Raw genomic sequence first — 18,232 nt, 5'->3', positions numbered from 1 at the left:
CGATATACTCATCCTTTCATGCGCCCGTCGGGCGCGGTGGGCCGAAAGCCCTCTAGTCTTGTTGCTTCCTCTATAACACGAGATGCCAAACCTCCAGCATCTAAGGCCGCATGAACTGCGAATTCTCGCCCAAAGGCGGCCCCTAGCTCGTGTCGTGCGAGGCATTCAAATGTTTTTCCCTCGCCCCAAAGCCGAATCTTCGACTTTTCGCGTGGTGAGCCATCGCTTGCTTGAAACAGAATGCGTGCGCGTTCGCTCGTCGTCCAGTCTTTAACTTTTGTGGAGCCTGTGACCGCTCCGCCAGATTTGCGTGATAAGCCGAGCAAGCTGATAACGCGCTTCAAAAGCACATTCTCAACAAACTCAACCAAGTTATCAGGCACTTTAACTTGCTCTTTTGCCGAGCGGCTGAAGAGATTTTTCTTGACGGCGAGAGTGAGCGCCTCTTTGTGGGCGCTCACCCAAATACCACGCCCAGGCAATTTTCCTGCAACGTCAAAGGCCAAGCTCTGATCTGGTCCGACAACAAATCTAAGAAGCTCCGATTTGGGGCGTAGCTCTCCTGTTGCAATGCACTTGCGCACTGCATCCTTGGAGGTACCCTCATTTATCTCGGCTTCTATTGTCATCAATACCCTAGTTTACTCAGCGTCTTCTTCTACGTCGTCTTCAGCGGTAAGGTCAGCTGGATCAATCCAACCAAGCTGAACACGCGCCGACATGACGAGGTCTTGTGCTTCTTCGAGCGTTATGCCGAAAGGTTCCAAGATGCCATCATCCTTGACGCGCTCGCCCTCAACACTGGTCCAGCCACCGGCCAGCTCCCAGTCAGCGCAGGTTGCGAAGTCTTCGAGGGTTTTCACGTCATCTTTCGCCAATGCCTCGAGCATTTGTGGTGACATCTCGCCAAACTCTGCCAAGCTGTCTTCCAGACCGAGTGCACGAGCGTTTTCCATTGCGGCTTTTGCATCGGCCTCAAGAATATCACGTGCCCGCGCTTGCAGTTCGTTGGCTGTGTCATCGTCGACACCTTCGATAACCAACAGCTCGTCAACCTCAACATAGGCGACTTCTTCAAGTGTGGTGAAGCCTTCGGAAACGAGGAGTTGTGCGAAGAATTCGTCAAGGTCGAGTTTGTCCATAAACAGTTTTGTGCGAAGCTCAAACTCACGCTGACGACGCTCGGATTCGTCTGCTTCTGTCATGATTTCGATTTCAAGACCTGTAAGCTGCGAAGCAAGGCGGACGTTTTGGCCGCGGCGGCCAATCGCAAGGCTCAACTGCTCATCAGGCACAACGACTTCGATACGCTCGGCTTCTTCATCCAGAACAACTTTAGAAACCTCAGCAGGCTGCAGAGCGTTCACAAGGAAGGTTGGAACATCTTCGTTCCAAGGGATGATATCGATCTTTTCACCTTGCAGTTCGTTCACAACGGCCTGAACACGGCTGCCGCGCATACCAACGCAGGCGCCAACAGGGTCGATGCTGCCGTCATAGGAAATGACAGCAATCTTGGCGCGCGAGCCTGGGTCGCGTGCAACAGCTTTGATCTCGATGATGCCTTCATAGATTTCCGGCACCTCCATTTTGAAGAGCTCCGCCATGAATTCTGGTGCGGTTCGGCTCAGGAAGATCTGTGGACCACGTGCTTCGCGACGCACATCCTTGATGAAGCAGCGGATGCGGTCGTTCGGGCGGTAGCTTTCGCGGCCGATCTTCTCGTTGCGGCGCAAGATGGCTTCACCGCTGCCCACATCGACAATGACGTTGCCATATTCTTCGCGCTTTACAACGCCGTTGATGATTGTGCCGGCACGGTCTTTGAACTGCTCAAACTGGCGATCACGTTCAGCTTCGCGCACTTTCTGAAGAATAACTTGCTTTGCGCTCTGTGCCGCAATCCGGCCCATCTCAACAGGAGGAACTTCTTCGACGAAAGTGTCACCGACCTTTGGATCGTCAAGGTAAAGCTTGGCTTGGTCGACGGTCATTTCCGCCTGATAGTTTTCAAGCTCTTCTTCGTCCACAACCGTGCGAACGCGCGTAAATGTGGCTTTGCCTGTCTTACGATCAATCGCAACACGAATGTCCATTTCGGCGCCGTAGCGGCTCTTGGCTGCGCGTGCGAGGCTCTCTTCCATGGCTTCGATAACAAGCACAGGGTCGATCATTTTTTCGCGGGCTACGGCTTCTGCGGTTTGCAATAGCTCTAACTGGTTGGCGGATGTGATTGCCATTTACTCGTCCTCCTCAGACTCAGGCGATTCTTCGATATCTACTTCTCCGCCGTCCGCATATGCGCCAGCGGCTTTTCTTTGTCTCAGCATTTCCTTGATCAACTCGTCGGTCATGATGAGTTTGGCTTCCACAAGCCATTCGAACTTCAGACCAATCGTGCCTTGATCAATGGTGAGCAAAACCTCGTCATCTTCAACGCCGGCAAGCTCGCCGCGAAAGCGCTTTTGCCCGTCGATCATTTCAGCCGTTTCGACCTTGGCCTCAAAGCCCTCGAAGGTTTCAAAATCTTTGAGGCGCGTCAGGGGGCGGTCAATGCCGGGGCTGGAAACCTCAAGCGTATAGGCATCTGACAGCGGATCTTCGACGTCGAGCAATGCGCTCACAGCGTTGGAGATGGCTGCGCAATCATCGACTTCTATGCCGCCTTCGGGACGTTCAGCCATAATCTGTAGTGTTTCAACTTCACCACTTTGCAGGCGAATGCGCACAAGCTCGAAACCCAAGTCTTCAATGACAGGAGTTACAATTTCGGCCAAACGTTTGTCTCTGGCGGATTTAGCAATCAGGTTCGACATTTTTCTCTTTGCTCAAACAAAAAAGCGGGCCGTGCGGCCCGCTGTATAATTCGGTGGTGCGCTGGTGATCAGCACGCCGCTGTTAAACGCTACCTAGTCGCAATATCCAAAGGATGCAAGGCCGAATCGCTTAGGCCTGAAGTGCGATATCATCCATGATCTTGGCTAAAGCGGTGCTGATCCTCGGTTCTGACAGAGCGTGCCCTGACAAACCGACGATTTGAAGTTCCGCTTTGCCCATGGCTTTGGCCAGTTCATAGGCTGAGACGGGCGGGCAAATCATATCGAAGCGACCTTGAACAATATGTGTCGGAATGTGAGCGATTTTCGCTGTGTTCTCTAGGATAAAGTTGTCACTCTCGATGAATAAGCGATTGTGAAAGTAGTGATTTTCCAATCGAGCAAACGCACGGCAGAACGCATCATTTGGAACATAAAAGTTACCCTCGGATTGTATTGAAGCGAGCGTATTTTCCCACGCTGTCCATGCTTGTGCACATTTTAGGGCTTCGGCGTCGCTTGTTCCAAAAAGCCGTCTATTGTATGCGCCGATCAGATCATCGTGCTCTATCTTGGGAATAGGGTCGAGAAAGCGCTGCCAGATGTCTGGCCAAAAGGCCCCAGCACCGCCACCATAGAACCAATCAAGCTCTCTTTGGCGCCCAAGAAAAACGCCGCGAAGTGTCATTGAATTCACCTGCGTGGGATGAGTGATCGCATAGATGAGGGAAAGTGTGGCGCCCCAGCTACCGCCAAAAACGTGCCAAGAGGGAATTTGAAGTTCGTTGCGGATCGTCTCAATATCTTTAACCAAATCCCAAGTGGTGTTGTTTTTGACCGAGGCAAAGGGCTTTGAGCGTCCGCAGCCGCGTTGATCAAAGAGAATGATCCTATAATGCTGCGGATTGAAAAAGCGGCGCATCGCGGGACTACATCCTCCGCCAGGCCCGCCATGAAGAACCACCACAGGAGCGCCTGTGGGATTGCCTGACTGTTCAACATAGAGCGTATGTCCGTCGCCTGCGTCGATCATCCGCCTGTCAAATGGTTCGACCGAAGGATAGAGTCTGGCTCGAACGCTTTTTTCATCTGCGGATTCGTGCATTTCGTATCTTTCCAGACGCATCAGAGCAATTTGAGGGCCCGACTATGCAAAACCAGACCAGAACAGTTGATCCAGCCGAACTCGCCAAGTTTGAGGCAATGGCCGCCGAATGGTGGGACCCAAACGGCAAATTTCGCCCCTTGCACCTGATGAACCCGTGCAGGCTTGATTATATTACGAAGCAAATTGCAGCGGAGTTCAATCGCAATCTTGCGGAGCCTATGCCGTTCAAGGGGCTTCGGATTATTGATATTGGGTGTGGTGGAGGGCTTTTGAGCGAGCCGCTTACACGTCTTGGAGCAGATGTATTGGGGGCTGATGCAGCTGAAAAGAATATCAAAGTTGCAAAGCTACACGCAGAACAAGAAGGACTTCAGATAGATTACAGAGCTGTCACAGCCGAGACTCTGGCCGATGCTGGAGAGCGCTTTGATGTGGTTGTGAATATGGAGGTGGTTGAACACGTGGCGGATCCTCAGGATTACCTCACAGAATGTGCAAATTTGCTGAAGCCTGGCGGGCTTCACATCTGTTCAACGATCAACCGTAATACAAAGAGTTTTGCTATCGCGATTATTGGGGCGGAATATGTCATGCGCTGGTTGCCCAAGGGCACGCATGAGTGGAAGAAGTTTATTTCGCCCGATGAACTTTTTGAATTCATTGAAAAGGCCGGAATGCAGCCGATTGATCGCAAAGGTTTTGTTTTTAATCCGATCAGCTGGAGTTGGAAGATCTCCGATCGTGATTTGAGCGTAAACTATGTAACTGCCGCAACAAAGCCCGCTTGATTACTCCCCGTTTTCAAGCTTTAGGCGCATATCGCGCAAAACAGGAATTGCTGCGCGGATATCATCTGAGCCTTTTTCGTCGACGAGGGCCTTGATGATGGGTTCAATCGCTGAAAGGGCAGAATTACGGGCTTGCCTGCCTGCCGGACTGATGGCGACCATCTTGCGGCGGGCATCGTCCCAATCGGGGCGAATATGCACATAACCAGCCCATTCGAGCTTGTTAAGCGTATTGGTCATTGCGCCTTTGGTCACATGAAAAACCTTCGCTAGCTGTGCTGGGGTCTTTTCTGAATTGGTATAAGCCAAATGCGTCAGCACAGAGAAATGTGAAATTTCCATCCCAGTAGGCAGAATACGGGTGAGTTTGTTTCTCAACAGCTGATCCGTGGCTAAAATTTCGCTGACCAGAGTGATTGCGAGGGAGCTTTGTTTATCGGTCATTACGGCCCCGCAAACACGCTGGACTGGGATAGGGATGCCACGCGCGCACGGGCCTTTGAAACCTCGGCTAAATCGCAATCAAAGTAAGTCAGGCCAATCTCTTCGCCTGCGTCGACAAGAACCTCTCCCCAAGGAGAGACAACAAGAGAATGACCATAGGTGCGGCGCTCTTTGCCGTTTTTTGTGTAATGTAACCCTGTTTGCGCAGGGGCGATCACATAGGCGCCGTTTTCTATTGCGCGCGCGCGTAATAGAGCGTGCCAATGAGCTTTTCCAGTTGTTTGCGCAAAAGCGGCAGGAACAGTGAGGATCTCTGCGCCCGCTTGGGCCAAAGTGCGGTAAAGATGTGGGAAACGCAGATCATAGCAGATTGTCAGACCAATGTTGCCGATCTCGGTCTTGGCTAGAACCGCTTGGTTGCCGCGTTCGTAAGTGGCGCTTTCCCGATAGTGCTCGGACTCGGAAATATCGACATCAAACATATGAATTTTGTCATAGGTGGCGAGAATGCTGCCAGTCGGGTCGATCAAAAAAGAGCGGTTGGCAAATTTCCCGTCTTTGGTCTCACTTTTAACGCCCAAGGAGCCGATAAGAATCCAGACTTTATAGCTCGCAGCCAGATTTTTCATTTCAGCTAAGAACGGATCGTCTTGTTCGTAATATAGAAGGCTTGAAAGCTCGGCCTTTGAGGGGGCGATACAATTGGACACTTCGGGTGTAAGAATAAATTTCGCACCGTTCTCAACGGCCTCAAGGACAAAGGCTTTACAGACAGAAAGATTGCCTTTTGGATCCTCAGTCGCGGTCATTTGAACAAGTGCAGTTTTCATCAATCGCGCCCCAGTAGAGCGTCAAGCTTCCCTGTGCGTTCGATTGCGTAGAGATCATCACAGCCACCGATGCTAACCCCATCAATAAAGATTTGTGGGACTGTGCGCGCGCCATTGGCCCGCTCGATCATTGCTGGTTTTAAATCGGGGTCGGTTAAGATGTTGTATTCAGTGTAGGTAACGCCTTTGCCGTCCAACAAACGTTTGGCAGCATGGCAAAAACCGCACAGTGGTGACGTGTAAATTTCTATTTGCTTCATCTGGGCCTCACAGTTGTATGTTGAGCCAGAACCTAGTCATTCTTTGCGGCGCGTGCCAGAAAAACCACTCGAACACTTGCAACATCATATAAGTAGCACGCCTCGGTGGCCGCACTCAAGGTTGCTCCTGTGGTCATGACATCATCTACCAAGACGATATGACGCCCTTTCACAAGGCGACGCATTTTCGAATTAACGGCAATTGCATTCTGGAGCCAAAGCTCACGTTCTTCCATATTAAGCCCAAAAAGAGGCGGGGTGCGCTTTGTTCGTTTCAACAAATCAGGAACGTGCTCAAAGCGCCCGGTAAGCGCTAGGTTATGTGAGAGAAGCTCTGACTGATTATATCTGCGCTTCATCAGGCGGGTCCAATGCAGCGGCACAGGCGCTATGAGCGGGTTTTCTGGCAAAATGGGTTGTAGAGTTTTTAACAGCCATGGCCCTGCCGCTGTCGCTATTTCTGCGCGGTCGGAGTATTTGAGCTCCCAGATGAGTTTTTTTGCGCCATCGCGGTAAAGAAAGGTTGCTCGTGCGGCTGTCCAGTTGCGAGGAGAGTGCAGGCAGGCGTCACAAATTTCGTCATGGCTGGACGCACCAGGCAATGGGCATCCGCAAGAATTACAAACAAGACCAGCGATAAAGTGAGATGACAGCCAGCATTTGCTGCATAAGCCGGTATCACCATCAATATTTGTGCCACAGCTTAAACAAGCGCTGGGATAAACTGTTCTAACAAGTGTTTGAATCCCAGCCCGCCAGCCCATATTCCTACCCCATGACAACTCGTGACCTGCATACAGACCGCACAGCCTTGCAACACAATCGCAAGAGATCCTCGCTTGGCGAGGCAAGTTTTGCGCATGAAGCCGCGATCGACGAAGTCGAGTATCGGCTGAGCTTGGTTAATAGAGCGTTTACAGAACCACTTCTCATTTCTGGCGCCCCCAGTTTGTGGCAAGCGGCTTTTCCAAGCTTCTCCTCTATCAAAGACGAGGAAACACTGGAGTGTGCACCGCAAACGCACGATCTCGTTTTACATTCGATGTCGCTTCACTGGGCCAATGATGTGGTTGGTCAACTTATTCAAGCGCGCAATGCCTTGAAGCCAGATGGCTTGTTTATGGGCTGTTTGTTTGGAGGCAACACCTTACACGAGCTTCGCAAATGCCTGAGCGAAGCCGAAATTGCGCTTACGGGCGGCCTTAGTCCCCGTGTTGCTATGGCGGCCGAGATTCGCGATCTGGGGCAATTGATGCAGCGTGCTGGGTTTGCGCTGCCAGTGGCAGATAAAATCACGCTTACGGCCAGTTATAGCAGCATTTTTCATCTGTCTCATGATTTGAGGCGTATGGGGGAGACAAATGCGCTCGCTTTGCGCAAGCGCACCTTCGAAAAGAGAGAGTTGTTCGGTCTTGCGGATGAGATTTACAAAGAGCACTTCTCTGATGGCGACGGCCGCATTATGGCGACCTTTGAAATTGTCTTTCTCACGGGCTGGGCGCCGCACGAAAGCCAGCAAAAACCTCTCAGACCTGGCTCTGCTCAAGCCCGATTGGCAGACGCACTAAAAACAAATGAGCTGAAATTTCCTGATCCTGACGCACAGATAAAGAACGGTGACACCTAGATGCAAAAGCAAACACAAGCAGACTTCGATGTAAGCCACTTACCCGCAGACCACCCTGAGGTTAAGAAACCAAAGATTGGTGTGTTGATGGCGAATTTGGGCACGCCTGATAATTATGATTACTGGTCGATGCGCCGATATCTGAACGAGTTCCTGTCGGATCGCCGAGTGATTGATTACGCCCCGTGGAAGTGGCAGCCCCTTTTGCAGCTTATCATCCTAACAAAGCGACCGTTCACCAGCGGAGCCGCCTATAAATCAATTTGGAACGAAGCCGAGGGTGAAAGCCCTTTGATGACCATCACCAAAGAGCAAACAGCGGCGGTGCGTGCAAAAATCGAAGCGGAGTATGGTGGAGAGGTTATGGTTGATTTCTGTATGCGCTATGGCAATCCATCAACAGACAGCAAGGTTACTGAGATGATTGCAGCAGGTTGTGACCGTGTTTTGTTTTTCTCGCTATACCCGCAATATGCGGGTGCGACGATGGCGACAGCCAACGACCAGTTCTTTCGCGCCATGATGAAAGAAAAGTGGCAACCGTCCGTGCGCACGGTCGCGCGCTATTTTGATGATACGCGCTATATTGACGCTTTGGCGCGCTCGATTGAAACATCTGTTGCAGAAATGGACGAGCGCCCAGAAACTCTCGTAGTGTCTTATCATGGTATGCCAAAGCGTTATTTGCTTCAGGGCGATCCCTATCACTGCCAGTGCCAAAAAACGACACGGCTTCTGCGCGAGCGTCTTGGGTGGAGTGATATTGAAATTGTAACGACGTTTCAGTCTGTTTTTGGTCCAGAAGAGTGGCTCAAGCCTTACACTGTGGAGGAAGTTGCGCGCTTGGCCGAAGAGGATGGGAAGAAGCGGATCGCGGTTGTTGCGCCTGCGTTTTCAGCGGACTGCATAGAAACGCTTGAAGAAATAAACGAAGAGATCAAGGAAGCTTTTGAGGAAGCTGGCGGCGAGGTCTTCCATTACATTCCATGTCTGAATGCTGGTGACGAACACGTTTCGTTTCTTACAGACCTGATCAAAGAAAATATTCAGGGGTGGTAAAACCAAAAACGGCAGCCGTTAGGCTGCCGTTTTGTCTTTCCCAAAAGGAAAAGCTTAGTTTGCTACTGCTGCCGCAACTGCGATCAGGAGAAGAAGTGGGATAGCCATGCCACCTGAAGAACCAGCTGTTTGGTCAACAATGACCGGTGCTTCAATAATTGGGTCTGACATATTGCCAGCTGAAGCTGCTGATGCTGCGGCTACAAATGCTGTCGCGATAACGAGTTTTTTCATTTATTCCTCCAGAACTTGAACGCACGTACCAACGTGCTACTCAATACTTGTTTCGTAGTTCACTGTTAATCAGCATAGCAATGGCTTTGCAAACCCAATGTGGCGTAATGCTGCTCAACGCGGTCACAGTATTGTCAAATAAGCAACACTTGTGTGCCAACTTTGGCCAAAGCAAAAAGCTCGGCGATATGTTCATTGTAAAGACCAATGCATCCGTTGGATGATCTGCGCCCAATTTTGCGCGTGTCGTGGGTTCCGTGGATACGGTAGTATGTCCAAGACAGATAAAGCGCGTGAGTTCCAAGGGGGTTGTCTGGCCCTGGGCCAACAAATTCGGGCCATTCAGGATTTCTGATACGCATAGAGGGAGTCGGGCGCCAGCTTGGGCCTTCAACTTTACGCACGACAGATGTGCGGCCCAAACGGGTCAGGTCTTCTGTGAGTGGAACGCTTGTTGGGTAAAGCTTGTATATAGATTGATCTTCCGACCAATAATGAAGCGCGCGAGACGTGGTGTCTACAAGGCAGGCACCATTCTGCAACGTGTCAAAGTATGGCTCCCAGCTCAGAGAACGAAAGCTAGAGATATTACGGCGCACAACTTCGCTTAAATCGCGCTCGACTTCGACAGTTTCGGCGCCATTCAGGCTAGAGGTTTGGGCCAGCGCAGGGGCTGCCAACATTGTTGTCGAGCCCGCAAGAAAGCCACGGCGGCTCATGGAACTGTTAAATTTTGACATCGGAGGTCTCCGGTAACCCAATTAGAAACGTATATATGGCGCTTGGGCCTCACTCGCAATTCAAACCTTTGTAATACGCCGCGACTGTGACGACTGCATTTGCGTGAGAGGGAAATCCCCGCTAAAGCAAAACGTGAAATCTCTTCGAAAGGGGCGTCATGCGCTTTATTGGTTCTATTCTTGTCGCGGCTGTTTTGTTGTCCGGCTGTGCTGTTGGCACAACAACTCCGCAAATCGGCGCTGATGGCAAACCATTGCCCAAGCTCTACCGCATATCGAACGGTGCAACGAGCAAGATTCAGTTTCGGATGCTTGATTCGGTCAATTCTTTGCGTCAGGCTTCTGGTGCTGATGCTGTCGAGATGGATGCGCCGCTTATTGCGGCTGCGGAAACGCACTCTCGCGATATGTCTGCACAAAACCGTCCTTGGCACTTTGGGTCAGATGGATCGTCGCCGATCGATCGTGTCCGCCGGCTTGGCTATTCTGGCGAGCTTGTTGGAGAGCTGATTTCCGAAACTTACGAGACCGAGCTTGAAACGCTTGGGGCATGGATGGAAAACAGTGATACCCGCGCGATTCTTTTGAACAAGCGCGCAACCAATATGGGGTTTGCTTGGTATCAGGAAAGTTCAGGTAAGATTTGGTGGACTTTGGTTATGGGAGCCAAGCCGCCGGTTTCTGTAGAATAGGTTAGGGCTTGATAATTATGGGTGTCCCATTGGGAACCATTGCATAGATTTCCTCCATTTGCCGATCGGTTACGGCAATACACCCTGCCGTCCAGTCGCGGGTTCCGTCTCGGTATTTTTTGGGGCGACCATGAATGAAAATATCGCCACCCGGACTCTTCCCCAAGGCCTTTGCGCGGGCCTTATCGGCTGCATTTGGATATGAGATCCCAATTGAGAGGTGAAATTCGCTATTGGGATTGCGGCGGTCGATTTTGTAAATGCCCTCGGGTGTGCGACCATCACCTTCGATGCTTTTATGTCCGACGGGATTGAAGCCGAGGTGGACTTTATATGATTTTAGTAGGCGATCGTCGCTCAGAAGGTGAAGGCTGCGATTGTCTTTTTCAACAACAACCAATGTGACGGGCGGCCCGTCATAGCTTTTGAACTTGGATGACGAGCAGCCAGCGACCAGCAAGGCTGAACAGAGAATTCCCAAGAGTGTTATCGCCCGCATATCTTTGCCTGTTGTTAAATATTGAGGCATTTTTATCAGGCTTCTTGAACGGTCGCACTCATTATTGATCAGCCGTTTTTGTATTTATCCAAAAATTGTTTTTTGGAGGCATCATAACAAGAGAGGAGCGCAGGGATTTCGATTTGCGTGGCATCACGCTCACCTTGCCTGCATTGGTCTGCAAAGTCTTCAAAACCGAGATTTAGAGCGCTTCCCTTGAGGAAGTGCATACTTGCGGCAAGATCATCTTCGGATTTGGTCTGTAAGGCAGCAAGCTCTTCTTCAACCTCTTGTAAAAAGACCTCAATGATTTCTTCAAAATCATCTGCTCCGATATCGTCGCGCAGTTCATTTACCTTGCTCCAGTTGATCATGTTTGCTGGCCCCTTCCATGCTGAACACCTCTACCAACGGAAAGTTAAGAAATAGAAAAAAGACCAATAAAAAGAGATTGGATAAATTCACTTAGGCTTAAACGCATAGGGTTAATCTGCTTTGGAGGCAGTGTGCAAACCACACGCAGGGTGAAAAATGCAGAGCCGTAGGCGCACAATTGAAACGGGTGAGATCGAAAGCAACCTTGTGCTGGTTGTTGACGATAGCCGTTTGCAGCGCAGTATTTTGCGCGCTAGCCTCAAGAAGTGGGGCTACCGCGTTGCGGAAGTTTCAAGCGGAGACGAGGCGCTGGCGTTTTGTGAGAACAAACAACCAGACCTTGTGATCAGCGACTGGATGATGCCTGGAATGGATGGCATTGAATTTTGCCGTCGCTTTAAAGCGCTTGATACGGAACGGTTCGGGTATTTTATTTTGCTCACCTCCAAGAGCGACAAGTCCGAAATTGCGCAAGGCCTTGATGCTGGTGCGGATGATTTTCTGACCAAACCTGTCAGCTCAGCAGAGCTGCGTGCACGGCTTGTGGCAGGTGAACGTATTCTCAACATGGAGCGGGAGCTCATCCGTAAAAACGAACTTGTTGAGAGCACATTGGGCGAGCTGAAATTACTTTATGACAAAATCGACAATGATTTGATTGAGGCAAAACAACTTCAGCAGTCTTTGGTGCGGGAGCGCTATAAGGATTTTGGCACGGCTTCGATATCGCTGATGTTGCAGTCGAGTGGGCACGTTGGCGGAGATCTTGTTGGATATTTCCCGATCAATGAGCAGGAAATCGGCTTGTTCGCGATTGACGTTTCAGGGCATGGAATTAGCTCTGCGCTTATGACGGCGCGTTTGGCGGGGTATATGTCGGCGGCTTCAAAGGAGCAAAACATTGCAATTGAGAAAGGTCCTGACGGGGCGTTTTTTCCGATTGCGCCAAGCGAAGTGATCGCGCGGCTGAACAATCTGGTGCAAAGCGAGATGACCACGGAGCACTACTTTACTTTGGTTTATGCAACGCTACACCTAAAAACAGGTAAGGTCATAGCCTCGCAGGCCGGGCATCCACACCCTTTGGTGCAAAGGCAAAACGGAGAGGTCGAGGCCGTTGGTGCGGGGGGGCTGCCTGTCGGGTTGGTGCCTGATGCGCACTATGAGCAATTTGATATTTGTCTGAACGCAGGTGACAGACTGATTATTTTTTCTGATGGTGTGCCAGAATGTATGAGTGAGTCCGGGGCTTTTTTTGAGGACGAAAGCCTTGTGAGCTTTATGAAGAATTGGAAAGCCAAGCGAGGGCCAAGTTTGCTGGACGGGCTGCTCTTTGAGTTGGACAGCTTTGCTGGAGATAGGGACTTCTCGGACGATATTTCGGCCATTCTTCTGGAGTTTCAGGGCGGCTCAGTCTGATCTCATGCCTTGCGCCTGTGTGTTTGCGCTATTAGGTGCAGGGCGAACAGACAGATTGGTGAAGCCCGATGGAAAACGCGACACACGTAAACTGGGATGAAAATATCCTGCCTTTTGAGCTGCGGGTCTCTGACTCTCGCGGACGGATTGTCCGCTTGGACCAGACGGTCAATGACATATTGGCGCAGCGCGACTACCCCAAGCAGGTTGAATCGCTGATTTCCGAGATGGTGATCATTACGGCCTTGCTTGGGAGTATGGTTGAGCCGCGTTGGAAATTGTCTTTGCAGGTGCAGACAGACGGGCCTGTGCGTATGATTGCGACAGATTATTTTGCTCCGTCTGAAGCAGAGGAGCCAGCGAGCATCCGTGCTTACGCCAGCTTTGATGCGGAGCGCATCACGGAGGGCAAGCCGTTTGACCAGCTGGGCAAGGGGTATTTTGCTGTTCTGGTAGACCAAGGCAAAGGCTCAAAACCGTATCAGGCGCTGACACCGCTGGAGGGAAGCTCTATTGCCGAGGCGGCCGAGGCCTATTTTGCGGCGTCAGAGCAGATCGCGACAAAGCTCATCGTTGAGCATGGCGAGACCTATATGAAAGATGAAGGCACACAATGGCGGGCGGCAGGAATGTTGCTTCAGCACCTGCCAAAATCTCTCAAGAGTGAAGGTGGCAACCCGGAAAGTGACAAAGAGCAGCGGGAACACGCTCTGCGCAAAGACGAAGACTGGAACAGGATCAATATCTTGCTTCAAACGGTGGAGAGCCTTGAATTGCTTGGCCCCTATGTGTCTCCGCCTGAGCTTGTCTGGCGGTTGTTTCACGAGGAAGAGCCAGCGGTTTATGAGGCGCGGTCTGTAAAGTTTGGCTGCACCTGTTCAGAAGAGCGCGTGCGCCAGAGCCTGTCAATTTACGGTGTCAAAGACATTGAGAAAATGACGACAGAAGACGGAAAAGTCACGGCGGATTGCCAGTTCTGTAACAGACATTTTGCGCTTGATCCTGCAACGGTCGGCCTTGCGGCCAAATAAGGCTTTGGAGCAGCTCACGCAGATAAAGGCGGTACTGGCGCAAGCGGGGACGCGCTCTTCGGATTATGATCTCAATCCTGATGTGATCCCCGTCGAACATGGGATCAAAAGCCCTGCGGCGGTTTTGATTGCGTTGATCCAGCGGAACGGTGCGCTTCATGTTATCCTGACAAAGCGGGCCAAGCATTTGCGCCATCATCCAGGTCAGATTGCCTTTCCGGGCGGTAAAGTTGAGGCTGGTGACTCCTCCGCTGAGGGCGCCAGTTTGCGCGAGGCCTATGAAGAGATTGGCCTGCCGCCTGAGACGGTTGAGGTATTTGGCACGCTGCCTGAACACCTGACTGTCACGGGCTTTACGGTTCAGCCGATCCTTGGATTTGTGCATAAGCCTTTCACGCCCGTTCTGGACGAAGGCGAAGTGGAAGAGATCATTTATGCGCCTCTCGCGCATCTGATTGACCCTGCGCGATACTCCATTGAGGGACGGCAGTTTCGCGGGGCCTACCGAAAATACTATACCGTTCCCTATGGTCCGCATTATATTTGGGGCGCGACAGCGCGCATGACGCTGGGCTTGGCGGAGCGGATTTCAGGGTGACACAGGTTTCAGGCACATGGCTTGAAGACAAGGCAGCACAGGCGCTTTTGAGCGCTCTGGAGGCAGCGGGGTATGAGGCTTATTTCGTGGGCGGTTGTGTGCGCAATGCTTTGCTTCATCTGCCTGTGAAAGACCTTGATATCGCGACGAGTGCGCGGCCTGAAACTGTGATCAAGACTGCAAAAGCGCTGGGGATGAAACCTGTTCCGACAGGGCTTGAGCACGGGACGGTTACAGTTGTTGGCGGCGGATCTGTGCTTGAAGTGACCACGTTTCGCAAAGATGTGGAGACAGACGGGCGGCACGCTGTTGTCGCGTTTTCTGACAGGCTTCAAGAGGATGCGGCGCGGCGCGACTTTCGGATGAACGCGCTCTATGCTGATCGTAGCGGGGCTGTGACAGACCCGACGGGCGGCTTGGCGGATATTGGGGCGCGCAAGATCTGTTTTGTCGGGGCCCCAGAGGCACGGATCAGGGAAGACTATCTGCGCATTGTGCGGCTCTTTCGCTTTGCGGCGCAGTTGGGCTTTGGGGCTGAGGGGATTGACCCAGTGGCCGCACAGGCTGCGGCGCGGCTGAGCTACGGTTTGAGCCGTGTTTCTGTCGAGCGGCAGACGGCTGAAACACTCAAGCTGTTGGCGTCAGATGATCTGATGGGCACGCTTGAGATTATGACAGAGACAGGCGTCTTGGCGCGTATTTTGGGCGCTGTGAGCCTGCCTACATTGCGACGCTATGCCGAGTTTGACGATAACGATCCTGTGGCGCGGCTGGCTGCGCTTATGGTGTTCTCGGGCACGATGCCTTTGAGGCTTTCCAAGAAAGAGCAGCGTTTGTTTGAGACGCTGCGCCGCTTTGCTTTTAGCACCCAGAGCGCGGAAGAGCTGGCGTATCAGACGGATGCGTCAACGGCCCGAAAGGCTTTGTTTGTGCGGGCGGCTTTGACGGGCGGTGCGGTTGACGTCTGCGGACTTGAGGCCGCGGCTGAACAGCGCTTTCCTCTTACGGCGAAGGACTTTCCCCAGCTTGCGGGCAAAGCCCTAGGCGAAGCTCTGAAACGCGCAGAAAGCGCGTGGCTTGTCTCGGGGTTTCGCCTGACAAAAGACCAGCTTTTAGACGAGGAATGACGAGAGCACTTCGTCGTTTGTGATGTCGCGTGCGCTGAAGCCTTTGTCGTTGGCGAGACGCATCAGGCGTTCGAAGCTCTCGGGGGTGTCGGTCTCGATCCCGATCAGCACAGAGCCAAAGTTACGGGCTGATTTCTTGAGATATTCAAAGCGCGTGATGTCGTCATGTGGGCCGAGAAAGCCGAGGAAATCCTTGAGCGCACCCGGGCGCTGGGGCATCCGCAGAATGAAGTATTTCTTGAGGCCTGAATAGCGCTGGGCGCGCTCTTTGACTTCGGGCAAACGCTCAAAGTCAAAATTGCTGCCCGAGACGATGCAGACAATTGTTTTGCCTTTGATTTCTTCGCGCATATCCTTGAGCGCGTCGATGGTCAGTGCGCCTGCTGGCTCAAGCACAACGCCTTCGATATTGAGCATTTCAATCAGGGTTGTGCAGAGCCTGTCTTCGCTGATCTGCAAGTGAACTTCGTCTTTAAAGGGGCGCAGCTTTGCGAATGTAAGCTGGCCGATTTCGGCAACGGCTGCGCCGTCCACAAAAGAGTCGACGCGCTCCAAAGCGACAGGCTTGCCCGCCTCTTGCGCAGCGGCGAGACAGGCGCCGCCTGACGGCTCAACGAAGGCGTAGCGAGTCTCTGTTCCAAAGTAGGAGGTCACCCCCGCAGAGAGGCCGCCGCCGCCCACAGGAAGCACGACGAGATCAGGCGCTTGGCCAAGCTGTTCCTCGATTTCGGCGGCGACTGTGGACTGGCCCATGATCACGTCTTCGGCGTCAAACGGGGGCAGGAAGATGCCCTTCTCGGCTTCGCAATAGGCTTTGGCGGCGGCCAGTGTTTCATCAAAGTAATCGCCCACAAGCTCGATCTCGATGAGGTCTCCACCAAAGGTTTTGGTCTTCATGATCTTTTGGCTCGGCGTTGTGACGGGCATAAAGATACGCCCGTGCACGCCAAGATATTTGCACATGAACGCAACGCCTTGAGCGTGGTTGCCAGCACTTGCGCAGACGAAGAGCGGCGAGGTTTCGCGGCCTTTCATAGCATTGGTCATAGCGTTGAAGGCACCCCGAATTTTGTAAGAGCGCACAGGGGTCAGGTCTTCGCGCTTGAGCAGGATATCGGCCTCATAGATTTCAGACAAATGCGCATTGCGCTGAAGCGGGGTGGCTTCAAATACATCGCGCAGGCGGGCTGCGATCTGGCGGGAGGCTGTTTTGATATTATCCATCTGTTTTTATTCTACCACGTCGGTCAGCAAAGCAAGGGGCTGCGCTTGCGGAGCGACGCAAAAAGCGCTACCTCGCGGCAAACGAGACAAGAGGAAAGTATGATGTCGGCTCCCAAAAAAGTTGTCCTTGCGTATTCTGGTGGTCTGGACACCTCCATCATTCTCAAGTGGCTTGAGACAGAATATGGCTGTGAGGTTGTGACCTTTACCGCCGATCTGGGCCAAGGCGAAGAGCTGGAACCAGCCCGTGCTAAAGCCGAGCTTATGGGCGTGAAAGACATCTATATCGAAGATGTGCGCGAAGAATTTGTGCGCGATTTTGTCTTCCCGATGTTCCGCGCGAACGCTGTTTATGAAGGGCTTTACCTGCTTGGCACCTCGATTGCGCGGCCGCTTATTTCCAAGCGTCTTGTCGAGATTGCTGAAGAAGTTGGCGCGGATGCTGTGGCCCACGGGGCGACGGGCAAGGGCAACGACCAAGTGCGTTTTGAGTTGGCGTGCTATGCGCTGAACCCTGATATCAAAGTGATCGCGCCTTGGCGGGAATGGGATTTGACCAGCCGCACCAAGCTGATTGATTTTGCCGAGAAGCACCAGATTCCGATTGCCAAAGACAAGCGCGGAGAGGCGCCTTTCTCTGTGGATGCGAACCTCTTGCACACCTCCTCGGAAGGCAAGGTTCTGGAAGATCCTGCCGAGATGGCCCCTGACTATGTGTATCAGCGCACGGTCAGCCCTGAGGAGGCTCCGAACGAAGCCGAATACATCGAAGTCGGCTTTGAGCGCGGCGATGCTGTGAGTATTAATGGCGAGGCGATGAGCCCTGCGACGATCCTTACGAAGCTCAACGAGCTGGGCGGGGCGCACGGAATCGGACGTCTCGACTTTGTCGAGAACCGCTTTGTGGGTATGAAATCTCGTGGGATTTATGAGACGCCCGGCGGAACTGTCCTTCTGGAAGCGCACCGCGGGATCGAACAGATCACGCTGGACAGCGGCGCGGGGCACCTGAAGGACAGCTTGATGCCGCGGTATGCCGAGCTGATTTATAACGGGTTCTGGTACAGCCCCGAGCGGGAAATGCTGCAGGCGGCGATTGACAAGAGCCAGGAGCACGTGACCGGCACGGTGAAGCTTAAGCTCTACAAAGGCGCGGCGACCTGTGTGGGCCGTTGGTCGGAGCATTCGCTCTACTCAGAAGCGCACGTGACCTTTGAAGATGATGCGGGGGCGTATGATCAGAAGGATGCGGCGGGATTCATCCAGTTGAACGCTTTGCGCCTCAAGCTTCTGGCGGCGCGGAACCGGCGGCTGAAGTAATCCTTTCGGGGCTAAAAAACCAAATAAAATCAAGCGGGTCT

Annotated in this window: 22 protein-coding genes; 9 read left to right on the top strand and 13 right to left on the bottom strand. The window is 52.5% G+C overall.

Going from position 1 to position 18,232, the window contains the following annotated elements; genetic code table 11:
• Nucleotides 1–8 precede the first annotated feature (8 nt).
• From ACTF58_RS01375 to pip, 4 genes are all read right to left on the bottom strand, one after another.
• A complete protein-coding gene (locus ACTF58_RS01375) occupies nucleotides 9–629 on the bottom strand; it encodes an RNA-binding protein (protein WP_438990168.1) in 621 nt (206 codons plus the stop codon).
• A gap of 12 nt (nucleotides 630–641) precedes the next feature.
• The gene (gene nusA, locus ACTF58_RS01370) at nucleotides 642–2,240 is read right to left on the bottom strand and encodes a transcription termination factor NusA (RefSeq protein ID WP_438990167.1); all 1,599 of its coding nucleotides are present in this window, start codon (nucleotides 2,238–2,240) and stop codon (nucleotides 642–644) included.
• Nucleotides 2,241–2,816 (bottom strand): ribosome maturation factor RimP, encoded by a 576-nt coding sequence (gene rimP / locus ACTF58_RS01365; RefSeq protein WP_438990166.1) that lies wholly within the window; start codon nucleotides 2,814–2,816, stop codon nucleotides 2,241–2,243.
• Nucleotides 2,817–2,946: 130 nt separating this feature from the next.
• Nucleotides 2,947–3,921, bottom strand: coding sequence for a prolyl aminopeptidase (gene pip, locus ACTF58_RS01360; RefSeq protein WP_438990165.1), 975 nt, complete (start codon nucleotides 3,919–3,921; stop codon nucleotides 2,947–2,949).
• A gap of 44 nt (nucleotides 3,922–3,965) precedes the next feature.
• Here pip and ubiG point away from each other — a divergent pair, with 44 nt between their 5' ends.
• On the top strand, nucleotides 3,966–4,712 hold the full coding sequence (gene ubiG, locus ACTF58_RS01355; RefSeq protein WP_438990164.1) for a bifunctional 2-polyprenyl-6-hydroxyphenol methylase/3-demethylubiquinol 3-O-methyltransferase UbiG: 747 nt from the start codon (nucleotides 3,966–3,968) through the stop codon (nucleotides 4,710–4,712).
• Here ubiG and ACTF58_RS01350 read toward each other — a convergent pair whose 3' ends face one another.
• Genes ACTF58_RS01350 through ACTF58_RS01335 form a run of 4 tightly spaced genes read right to left on the bottom strand, consistent with a single transcriptional unit; the run spans nucleotide 4,713 to nucleotide 7,010 of the window.
• A complete protein-coding gene (locus tag ACTF58_RS01350) occupies nucleotides 4,713–5,156 on the bottom strand; it encodes a MarR family winged helix-turn-helix transcriptional regulator (RefSeq protein ID WP_438990163.1) in 444 nt (147 codons plus the stop codon).
• Nucleotides 5,156–5,986 (bottom strand): carbon-nitrogen hydrolase family protein, encoded by an 831-nt coding sequence (locus ACTF58_RS01345; protein WP_438990162.1) that lies wholly within the window; start codon nucleotides 5,984–5,986, stop codon nucleotides 5,156–5,158. The genes ACTF58_RS01350 and ACTF58_RS01345 overlap by 1 nt, the downstream gene beginning before the upstream one ends.
• Nucleotides 5,986–6,246, bottom strand: a complete 261-nt coding sequence (gene grxC, locus ACTF58_RS01340; RefSeq protein ID WP_438990161.1) for a glutaredoxin 3 — start codon at nucleotides 6,244–6,246, stop codon at nucleotides 5,986–5,988. The genes ACTF58_RS01345 and grxC overlap by 1 nt, the downstream gene beginning before the upstream one ends.
• Nucleotides 6,247–6,278: 32 nt before the next feature.
• Nucleotides 6,279–7,010: a double zinc ribbon domain-containing protein gene (locus tag ACTF58_RS01335; RefSeq protein WP_438990160.1), complete on the bottom strand. Its 732-nt coding sequence runs from the start codon at nucleotides 7,008–7,010 to the stop codon at nucleotides 6,279–6,281.
• A 47-nt stretch (nucleotides 7,011–7,057) separates the two neighbouring features.
• On the opposite strand from ACTF58_RS01335, the gene ACTF58_RS01330 reads away from it, so the two are divergent.
• Nucleotides 7,058–7,873, top strand: a complete 816-nt coding sequence (locus ACTF58_RS01330) for an SAM-dependent methyltransferase (RefSeq protein ID WP_438990159.1) — start codon at nucleotides 7,058–7,060, stop codon at nucleotides 7,871–7,873.
• Nucleotides 7,874–8,932, top strand: coding sequence for a ferrochelatase (hemH, locus tag ACTF58_RS01325; protein WP_438990158.1), 1,059 nt, complete (start codon nucleotides 7,874–7,876; stop codon nucleotides 8,930–8,932).
• 54 nt (nucleotides 8,933–8,986) lie between these two features.
• Here the strand turns inward: hemH and ACTF58_RS01320 are convergent, their stop codons facing one another.
• Entirely contained in the window at nucleotides 8,987–9,166 is a 180-nt protein-coding gene (locus ACTF58_RS01320; protein WP_438990157.1) for a hypothetical protein, read from the bottom strand.
• Between the two features lie 134 nt (nucleotides 9,167–9,300).
• The gene (locus ACTF58_RS01315) at nucleotides 9,301–9,906 is read right to left on the bottom strand and encodes a L,D-transpeptidase (protein WP_438990156.1); all 606 of its coding nucleotides are present in this window, start codon (nucleotides 9,904–9,906) and stop codon (nucleotides 9,301–9,303) included.
• A 158-nt stretch (nucleotides 9,907–10,064) separates the two neighbouring features.
• On the opposite strand from ACTF58_RS01315, the gene ACTF58_RS01310 reads away from it, so the two are divergent.
• Nucleotides 10,065–10,598, top strand: a complete 534-nt coding sequence (locus ACTF58_RS01310) for a CAP domain-containing protein (RefSeq protein ID WP_438990155.1) — start codon at nucleotides 10,065–10,067, stop codon at nucleotides 10,596–10,598.
• A 1-nt stretch (nucleotide 10,599) separates the two neighbouring features.
• Here ACTF58_RS01310 and ACTF58_RS01305 read toward each other — a convergent pair whose 3' ends face one another.
• Nucleotides 10,600–11,097 (bottom strand): L,D-transpeptidase family protein, encoded by a 498-nt coding sequence (locus tag ACTF58_RS01305; protein WP_438990154.1) that lies wholly within the window; start codon nucleotides 11,095–11,097, stop codon nucleotides 10,600–10,602.
• Between the two features lie 68 nt (nucleotides 11,098–11,165).
• On the bottom strand, nucleotides 11,166–11,471 hold the full coding sequence (locus ACTF58_RS01300; protein WP_438990153.1) for an Hpt domain-containing protein: 306 nt from the start codon (nucleotides 11,469–11,471) through the stop codon (nucleotides 11,166–11,168).
• Nucleotides 11,472–11,628: 157 nt separating this feature from the next.
• Between ACTF58_RS01300 and ACTF58_RS01295 the strand changes: the two genes are divergently transcribed.
• The 4 genes from ACTF58_RS01295 to ACTF58_RS01280 all read left to right on the top strand — a co-directional run bounded on the left by ACTF58_RS01295 (nucleotide 11,629) and on the right by ACTF58_RS01280 (nucleotide 15,647).
• A complete protein-coding gene (locus ACTF58_RS01295; protein WP_438990152.1) occupies nucleotides 11,629–12,891 on the top strand; it encodes a PP2C family protein-serine/threonine phosphatase in 1,263 nt (420 codons plus the stop codon).
• A gap of 68 nt (nucleotides 12,892–12,959) precedes the next feature.
• A complete protein-coding gene (locus ACTF58_RS01290; RefSeq protein WP_438990151.1) occupies nucleotides 12,960–13,922 on the top strand; it encodes an Hsp33 family molecular chaperone HslO in 963 nt (320 codons plus the stop codon).
• Entirely contained in the window at nucleotides 13,888–14,520 is a 633-nt protein-coding gene (locus tag ACTF58_RS01285) for an NUDIX hydrolase (protein ID WP_438990150.1), read from the top strand. The genes ACTF58_RS01290 and ACTF58_RS01285 overlap by 35 nt, the downstream gene beginning before the upstream one ends.
• Nucleotides 14,517–15,647, top strand: a complete 1,131-nt coding sequence (locus ACTF58_RS01280; protein WP_438990149.1) for a CCA tRNA nucleotidyltransferase — start codon at nucleotides 14,517–14,519, stop codon at nucleotides 15,645–15,647. The genes ACTF58_RS01285 and ACTF58_RS01280 overlap by 4 nt, the downstream gene beginning before the upstream one ends.
• Here the strand turns inward: ACTF58_RS01280 and ilvA are convergent.
• On the bottom strand, nucleotides 15,633–16,871 hold the full coding sequence (gene ilvA / locus ACTF58_RS01275; protein ID WP_438990148.1) for a threonine ammonia-lyase IlvA: 1,239 nt from the start codon (nucleotides 16,869–16,871) through the stop codon (nucleotides 15,633–15,635). The genes ACTF58_RS01280 and ilvA overlap by 15 nt on opposite strands.
• Nucleotides 16,872–16,973: 102 nt before the next feature.
• On the opposite strand from ilvA, the gene ACTF58_RS01270 reads away from it, so the two are divergent.
• Nucleotides 16,974–18,191, top strand: a complete 1,218-nt coding sequence (locus tag ACTF58_RS01270) for an argininosuccinate synthase (RefSeq protein WP_438990147.1) — start codon at nucleotides 16,974–16,976, stop codon at nucleotides 18,189–18,191.
• The last annotated feature ends 41 nt before the right edge of the window (nucleotides 18,192–18,232 follow it).

It is taken from the genome of Lentibacter sp. (assembly GCF_965657785.1).
Lineage (GTDB): Bacteria > Pseudomonadota > Alphaproteobacteria > Rhodobacterales > Rhodobacteraceae > Lentibacter.
The sequence above is the reverse complement of the archived record's forward strand: the minus strand, read 5'-3'. Positions and strand labels throughout refer to the sequence as shown.